Source organism: Arthrobacter sp. SDTb3-6, from assembly GCF_013376095.1.
GTDB lineage: Bacteria > Actinomycetota > Actinomycetes > Actinomycetales > Micrococcaceae > Specibacter.
In genome coordinates this window covers 1-676 of the sequence record NZ_JAAMFN010000137.1, presented here as the reverse complement: position 1 = coordinate 676, position 676 = coordinate 1, and the positions used below count along the sequence as shown (strand labels likewise).

At 67.0% G+C, this 676-nt stretch carries 1 protein-coding gene; it reads right to left on the bottom strand.

All coding sequences use genetic code 11. The annotated features are described in order from the left end of the window. On the bottom strand, positions 1-676 hold a 676-nt coding region (locus G6035_RS19665; RefSeq protein ID WP_176618784.1), incomplete at both ends, for an HNH endonuclease signature motif containing protein.

The following is a 676-nucleotide window of genomic DNA, read 5'->3' as shown; positions in this document are numbered from 1 at the left end:
TGGCTCGGTTGAGGGGTGGGGGAGGTTGTGGTGGTAGGGGTTGTATTGGTCTTTTTGGTGGGGGTCTTGGGTGTTGGTGGGGGTGTAGAGGGCGGTGCCGTTGTGGAGGCGGACGGTCCAGAGGCCTTGGTGGATGAGGTGGTGGTGGAGGGGGCAGGTGAGGGTGCCGTTGTTGGTGTTGGTTTCGCCGCCGTCTTGCCAGGGGGTGATGTGGTGGGCTTCGCAGTCGCTGGCGGGGCGGGTGCAGTGGGGGAAGGTGCAGCCTTTGTCGCGGGCGATGAGGAGTTTGCGTTGGGTGGGGGTGAAGAGGCGTTGGGTGCGTCCGGCGTTGAGGATGGTGTGGCCGTTGCCCAGGATGAGGGTGGTGATGTCGGCGTCGCAGAGTTCGGTGTCCCAGAGGGCGAGGTTGCTGGGGCCGGTGTAGGGGAGGAAGGCGATGCCGCCGGCGTTGCCTTGGGTGCGGTTGGTGTGGATGTCGGCTTCGGTGGTGGTGATGAGGAGGTGGGGTTTGAGTCCGCCGTTGAGGGGGAGGTGGCCGGTGCGGGCGGCGAGGTGGAGGGTGTCGATGAGGGCGTCGAGGAGTCGTTGGGGGCGGGTGCGGGTGTCTTGCAGGGCGGGGTTGGTGCAGTTCGGGTCGATGGGGTCCAGGCCGGGGAGCTCGTGATCGGTGCCGGGT